Raw genomic sequence first — 6,333 nt, 5'->3', positions numbered from 1 at the left:
GATACGGGCCCTCGCCACCGACCACCGGGTCATCGCCTACGACCAGCTCGGCCGAACCCTCGGCGACGTCCACGAGGTTGAACCGCCCGAGGATCTCGCCGCCCTCCCCCACGAGCACGTGGAAGTGGATGCCCCCGGCCTCCTGCTCGTCGAGCAGCCCCTGGTGCCGCTCCGCGAAGTCGGTGAAGTACGCGTCCCCCCGGTCGGGCACGGAGGCGGCGAAGTACCCCCGGTTCTCCCGCTCGAAGACGAGCAGCGCGGGGGCGTGATCGGATCTCAGTCGCTCGAGTACGGCCATGGGCGCCACCGTACGAAGAACCGGCGCCGGGTGCGTACGACTTTTCGGCCCGTCGTGATCACACACACGCGGAGGCGCACCCGGCGGACCGGGTGCGCCTCGCTCGACACGGCACGCGCGGAGGCGTGTCAGACGTCGTGGTTCTGGTCGAGACGGTCCTGGGCCTCCTGCTGGGCCCTGCGCGTCTCCTCGTCGGGGCGGCCGCGCTCGCGGGTGGCGCGCTCGGACGCCTCGTCCCTCGCCCTGCCCGCGGCCTGCTTGGCCTGCTGCCTCAGCTGCTCCGACCTGTCCTTGAACTGTTCTGCCTTGCCCATGAACGTTCACTCCTCGAAGGGTGAGAGGGGCCGGGGCGACGTGCCTGCCGGGCCTCGACCAGCCTCGCACGGGCGAACATTCCACGCATGTCGGTCGGTCACGGACGGCTACCGGACCCGGAACGCCCCGGCGGCGGCCCGGCGGGGTCCCCTCCCGCCGGGCCGCCGCCACGGGGTCAGCGCACCGCCGAACGGCCCGTCCGCTCCTCCTCGTCGGCCGCCCCGCCCGCGCCCACCAGACCCTTGGAGACCGTGCCGAGACGCGGCTCGAAGCGCCGCATCTCGCGCTGCCCCACCGTCGCGATCAGGCCCGGCAGATAACCGCGGACCGACTGCATCCCGCGCAGCCACCACTGCGCGTAGACGTGGGGGGAGCGCCGCTCGATGCCGGCCACGATCCGGTCGACGGCCGGGCCGAGCGGGTATGTGCGGTTCGACGGCCACGGCAGCCGCTGCCGCAGCTCCTTCATCACGTCGTCCTGGTCGGCGCCCCGCACCATGTCGGTGTCCGTCCAGGAGAGGTAGCCGACGCCGACCCGCACGCCCCGGTGGGCGACCTCGGCGCGCAGGCTGTGCGCGAAGGCCTCCACGCCCGACTTGGAGGCGCAGTACGCGGTCATCATCGGCGCGGGGGTGATCGCGGCGAGCGAGGCGATCTGGAGGAAGTAGCCGCGGGACTCCATGAGGACGGGCAGGAAGGCCCGGCCCGTCACCGCGCCGCCGATCAGGTTGACCTCGATGACCCGCCGCCAGGCGGCCGGGTCGGACTCCACGAAGGGGCCGCCCGCCGCGACCCCGGCGTTGGCGACGACGATGTCGACCTTCCCGAAGCGCTCCTTGACCTCGGCGGCGACCTTCGCCATCGCCTCGTGGTCGGTGACGTCGGCGTGCCACCAGTCGGCCTCGGTGTGCAGCCGGCCGGCGACCTCCTTGAGCTGCTCGGGCTCCAGGCCGACGAGCGCGATCCGCGCACCGCGCGCGGACAGCTTGCGGGCGAGGAGCTCCCCGACGCCGCGGGCGCCGCCGGTGACGACGGCGACCTGTCCTTCCAGACTCACCCGGGTCATGCCTTCTCCTTCACTTCCAGGTACGTGTCGGTCAGTTCGCGGATCCGCGCGGTGATGGCCTCGGGGGCCTCCAGCGGGGTCATGTGCCCGATTCCCGCGAGTTCGAGCAGCCCCACGCACTGCGGGAGCGCCTCGGCCATGGCGCGGGAGTGGACGGGCGGGGTGAGCCGGTCGGCGGTGCCGACGACGACGGCGACGGGCAGGTCGAGCGCCCGCAGGCCGATCTCCAGGTCGAGTTCGGAGAGCACCCGGGACCAGCCGACGCGGGCCCCGCGCGGGCAGGCGTGCACGATCCGGGCGCAGGCGTCGACCCGGTCGGGCGCCGAACCGGGGCCCATCGTGGCGTACTTGAGGATCCGCTTGGAGACGGCGTTGACGGGCCCGAGCGGCGCCTTCGCGCCGAGCACGCCCCGGGTCAGCCGGGTGCGCCGGTCACCGGCCCGGCCGGGCACGACGGTGGCCTCGGCGGTCAGCCGCGAGGGCCCGGTGGAGCAGAGCAGCACGGCCGCCGCGTGCTCCCGGAAGCCGGGCCGGTCCGCGGCCGCCATGACGGTCATGCCGCCCATGGAGTGGCCGGCGAGGACGGCCTTCTCGCCGGGGGCGAGGGTGCTCGCGAGAACCGCTTCGAGGTCGTCGGCGAGGGCCCGGGTGGCGTAGCCGGCGGGTCCGGCGGGGACCGGGGTCCGGCCGTGGCCGCGCTGGTCGTAGGCGATGACCCGGTGGTCGGTGGCGAGGGCCCGTATCTGCTCGGCCCAGAAGGCGATCGAGCAGGTCCAGCCGTGGGCGAGGACGACGGCGGGGGCGCCCTCGGGGCCGTACACCTCGACGTGGATCGGGGCGCCGTCGGCGGAGACGGCGGTGAGTTCGCGGGAGGAGGTCAGCGAGGTCAGGTGCCGGCTCACTTGGCGGCCTCCTTCGCGCGGGTGCCGCGGGTCTTGGCGGCGGCGGGCTTCACCGGCTTCGGGGCGCGGACGACCTCGTACTCGGAGAGGTCGACCTGCCGTGTCTCGCGCCGGAACTCGCCGGTGGTGCCGGGCCACAGGGTGGTGTTGCGCCCGTTGGCGTCGAGGTACCAGCTGTCGCAGCCGCCCGCCTTCCAGACGGTCCGCTCCATCCTGGCCTGGACCTTGCGGTTCCAGGCGCCGACGGCGGAGGGCCGGACGGCGAGGGCGGCACGGCCGCCGAGCACGTTCAGCTGGCGCAGGTAGTCGGCCATGTAGTTCAGCTGGGACTCGATCATGAGGATCATCGAGGAGTTGCCGAGGCCGGTGTTGGGGCCGATGACGGTCATGAAGTTGGGGAATCCGACGGCGGTGGCGCCGCGCAGCGCCTCCATGCCGCCCTTCCAGGACTCGGCGAGGGTCCTGCCGTCGGCGCCGAAGACCCGCTCGGCGATCGGCATGTCGGTGACGTGGAAGCCGGTGCCGAAGACGATCGCGTCGACCTCGGTCTCGGTGCCGTCGGCGGCGACCACGGTGGAGCCGCGCACCTCGCGCAGACCGGAGGCGACGACGTCGACGTTGGGCCGGGCGATCGCCGGGTAGTACGTGCTGGAGAGCAGGATGCGCTTGCAGCCGATGCGGTACGAGGGGGTCAGCCGGGCCCGCAGGGCCGGGTCCTTGACGGACTTGGCGATGTTGGCCTTGGCCAGCCTCTCGACGATCCCCAGCTCGCCCGGGTGCTTGGTGAAGGCGCCGACCTGGAGTTCCCGGATGCCCCAGAGCAGGGCGCGGCGGAGGGTGCCTGTGACGGGCAGCGCGCGGTGGAGCCAGCGCTCGGGGCCGGTGATGGCGCGGTCCATGCGGGGCATGACCCACGGGGGCGTCCGCTGGAACAGCGTCAGCTTCCCGACCTTCGGCTGGATCGCGGGCACGATCTGGATGGCGGAGGCGCCGGTGCCGATCATGGCCACGCGCTTGCCGGTCAGGTCGTAGTCGTGGTCCCAGCGTGCCGAGTGGAAGACCTTGCCGGGGAAGTCCGCGAGGCCGGGGACGTCCGGGATCTTGGGGTCGGAGAGCGGCCCGGTGGCGGAGACGACGACCTCGGCGCTGAAGGAGCCCGCGCTGGTCTCGATCTCCCAGCGGAGCGCGTCGGCGTCCCACTCCATCCGCACGACCTCGTGGTTCAGCCGCAGGTGGGGGCGGATGCCGAAGGTGTCGGTGACGTGCTCCAGGTACGCGCGGATGTGGCGCTGCCCGGAGAAGGTCCGCGGCCAGTCGGGGTTGGGCGCGAAGGAGAAGGAGTAGAGGTGGGAGGGGACGTCGCAGGCGCAGCCGGGGTAGCTGTTGTCCCGCCATGTGCCGCCGACGGAGCCGGCCCGCTCCAGGACCACGAAGTCGGTGATCCCTTCGCGTCGGAGCCGGACGGCGGCGCCGAGGCCGCCGAATCCCGATCCGATCACCGCCACACGTACCTGCTCGTGCTTCGCCATGCCGCCTCCCGCGTGCCCGGCCAATCACGCCAGCAATCACTGGCACAGTCGGGACTGTAGAGCAGCTCCCTACCGAGCGGTAGAGGTCGGGCGAGGGAAAGTTACCGGCGGTACAACATAGGCTGGCGTCCGTGGCTGACGGATCAGGCAAAGGGACAGACGGCGACGGACCGGAATCCGCCCCGGTGACGCGCACGGGCGACGCCGAGGACGGCCGAACGGGCACGGCGGCGAGCGCGCGGGGGGCGGCGCCCGACGCGGCGGCCACGGGTCCACGCGAGCCCGGGGGGTCCCGCGAGCCGAAAGGTCCCCGCGAGCCCGCAGGTCCCCACGAGCCCGCGGGCCTGCGCGAGCCCGAGGGCCTCCGCGAGTACCGCATGGAGGAACTGGCCGCCGCCGCGGGCATCACGGTCCGGACCCTGCGCTTCTACCGCGAGCGCGGCCTGATCCCGCCGCCCCGCCGCGAGGGCCGGATCGCCTGGTACGACGAGCAGCACCTGGCCAGGCTGCGCACGATCGCCGCCCTCCTGGAGCGCGGCCACACGCTCAACGGCATCGCCGACCTCACCACCGCCTTCGAGAGCGGCCGCAACGTCCGCGAGGTCCTGGCCCTCGGCACCCCCAGCGAGGAGGAGCCGGTCCGCCTGACCCCCGAGGAGCTCGCCGACCACTTCGCGGGCGAGGTCACCCCGGAGAACCTCGCCGCCGCCCTCGACCTCGGCTACCTCGTCACCGACGGCGAGGAGATCATCCACATCAGCCGCCGGCTGCTCGACGTCTCCGCCGCACTCGTCCGGGAGGGCGTCCCGCTCGCCGAGGTCCTCAAGGCCGGGTCCCGGGTCCGCGAGCACGCCGAGGCCCTCGCCGAACTCTTCACCGACCTGCTGCGCACCCACGCGGCCGAGGACGACCTGCGGCGGCTCCGCCCCCTCGCGAAGAGCGTGGTCGAGGCGGAGCTGTCGATGGCCCTGGACCGCCGCCTGGGCCCCGGAGCAGCCCGGGACACCCCGTGAGGGGACGGGCCGACTACAGCTGATAGACCGCCGTCACGGGCGCGTGGTCGCTCCACCGCTCGGTGTGGGTGGCGGCCCGCTCGACGTACGCCTTGACGGCCTTGGCGGCGAGCCCGGGGGTGGCGAGCTGGTAGTCGATGCGCCAGCCGCTGTCGTTGTCGAAGGCGCGCCCCCGGTAGGACCACCAGGAGTAGGGCCCCTCCTGCTCGGGGTGCAGGGCGCGGACGACGTCCACGTATCCCCCGTCGCCCCCGTCGAGGACCTGCCCGAACCACTCGCGCTCCTCGGGCAGGAAGCCGGCGTTCTTCTTGTTGGCCTTCCAGTTCTTGAGGTCGGCCTCCCGGTGCGCGATGTTCCAGTCGCCGCAGACGACGACCTCGCGGCCATCGGCGGCGGACCGCTCCCGGAGCTCCTTGAGATAGGGCAGGAACTCCCCCATGAACCGGTACTTCTCGTCCTGGCGGTCGGTCCCGACCTCCCCGGAGGGCAGGTAGAGACTGGCGACGGTGACGCCGGGCAGGTCGGCCTCGACGTAGCGGCCGGCGGTGTCGAACTCGCTCGACCCGAAGCCGACGCGGACCCGGTCGGGCTCGCGGCGGGTGTAGAGGGCGACCCCGGCCCGGCCCTTGGCGGCGGCGGGCGCGTGGACGGTGAACCAGCCCTCGGGCGCCCCCGCCTCGGGCGGCAGCTGCGCCTTCTCGGCGCGCACCTCCTGGAGGCAGACGGCGTCGGCCGAGGTCCCGCCGAGCCACTCGACGAAGCCCTTCTTGGCGGCGGCACGGAGGCCATTGACATTCACGGACGTCACAGTGAGCATCCCGGGAGAATACCGACACCTGCCCACCGCATACATGTACGATGAACCGCATGAACATCCGGCCCACGCCCTACGACCACCCCGACGCCGTCAAGCTCAACGACGCGGTCCAGGCGGAGTACGCCGTCCGCTACGGCGACGAGGGCGACGCCACACCGCTGGACGCCGGGATGTTCGCCCCGCCGCGCGGCCTCTACCTGCTCGCCTACGACCCCGACGGCGCCCCGCTGGCCACCGGCGGCTGGCGCGCCCAGGACGAGAACGACGAGGGCTACGCGAACGGCGACGCCGAACTCAAGCGCATGTACGTGATCCCCGAGGCCCGCGGCCTGGGCCTGGCCCGCCGCATCCTCTCCGCCCTGGAGTCCGACGCCCGCACCGCCGGCCGCACCC

Annotated in this window: 7 protein-coding genes and 1 pseudogene; 2 read left to right on the top strand and 6 right to left on the bottom strand. The window is 73.3% G+C overall.

What is annotated here, in order from left to right; all coding sequences use genetic code 11:
• The 5 genes and pseudogenes from EAO70_RS16995 to EAO70_RS16975 form a co-directional block, all read right to left on the bottom strand.
• A pseudogene (locus tag EAO70_RS16995) lies at positions 1–298 on the bottom strand (hypothetical protein); the annotation flags it as partial.
• Positions 299–426: 128 nt separating this feature from the next.
• Positions 427–612: a hypothetical protein gene (locus tag EAO70_RS16990; RefSeq protein WP_148003812.1), complete on the bottom strand. Its 186-nt coding sequence runs from the start codon at positions 610–612 to the stop codon at positions 427–429.
• A 176-nt stretch (positions 613–788) separates the two neighbouring features.
• Positions 789–1,679, bottom strand: coding sequence for an SDR family oxidoreductase (locus EAO70_RS16985; RefSeq protein WP_148003811.1), 891 nt, complete (start codon positions 1,677–1,679; stop codon positions 789–791).
• Positions 1,676–2,581, bottom strand: a complete 906-nt coding sequence (locus EAO70_RS16980; protein ID WP_148003810.1) for an alpha/beta fold hydrolase — start codon at positions 2,579–2,581, stop codon at positions 1,676–1,678. Before EAO70_RS16980 ends, EAO70_RS16985 begins: the two co-directional genes overlap by 4 nt.
• A complete protein-coding gene (locus tag EAO70_RS16975; protein WP_148003809.1) occupies positions 2,578–4,110 on the bottom strand; it encodes a flavin-containing monooxygenase in 1,533 nt (510 codons plus the stop codon). Before EAO70_RS16975 ends, EAO70_RS16980 begins: the two co-directional genes overlap by 4 nt.
• Positions 4,111–4,487: 377 nt before the next feature.
• Here EAO70_RS16975 and EAO70_RS16970 point away from each other — a divergent pair, with 377 nt between their 5' ends.
• Positions 4,488–5,123 (top strand): MerR family transcriptional regulator, encoded by a 636-nt coding sequence (locus EAO70_RS16970; RefSeq protein WP_148005186.1) that lies wholly within the window; start codon positions 4,488–4,490, stop codon positions 5,121–5,123.
• Between the two features lie 13 nt (positions 5,124–5,136).
• Here EAO70_RS16970 and EAO70_RS16965 read toward each other — a convergent pair whose 3' ends face one another.
• Positions 5,137–5,940, bottom strand: coding sequence for an exodeoxyribonuclease III (locus EAO70_RS16965; protein WP_148003808.1), 804 nt, complete (start codon positions 5,938–5,940; stop codon positions 5,137–5,139).
• A 50-nt stretch (positions 5,941–5,990) separates the two neighbouring features.
• On the opposite strand from EAO70_RS16965, the gene EAO70_RS16960 reads away from it, so the two are divergent.
• On the top strand, positions 5,991–6,333 hold a 343-nt coding region (locus tag EAO70_RS16960; RefSeq protein ID WP_148005185.1), incomplete at its 3' end, for a GNAT family N-acetyltransferase.

The organism is Streptomyces sp. adm13(2018) (assembly GCF_008042145.1).
GTDB lineage: Bacteria > Actinomycetota > Actinomycetes > Streptomycetales > Streptomycetaceae > Streptomyces.
Note: the sequence above shows the minus strand (reverse complement) of the source record. Positions and strands in the feature narration are given on the sequence as shown.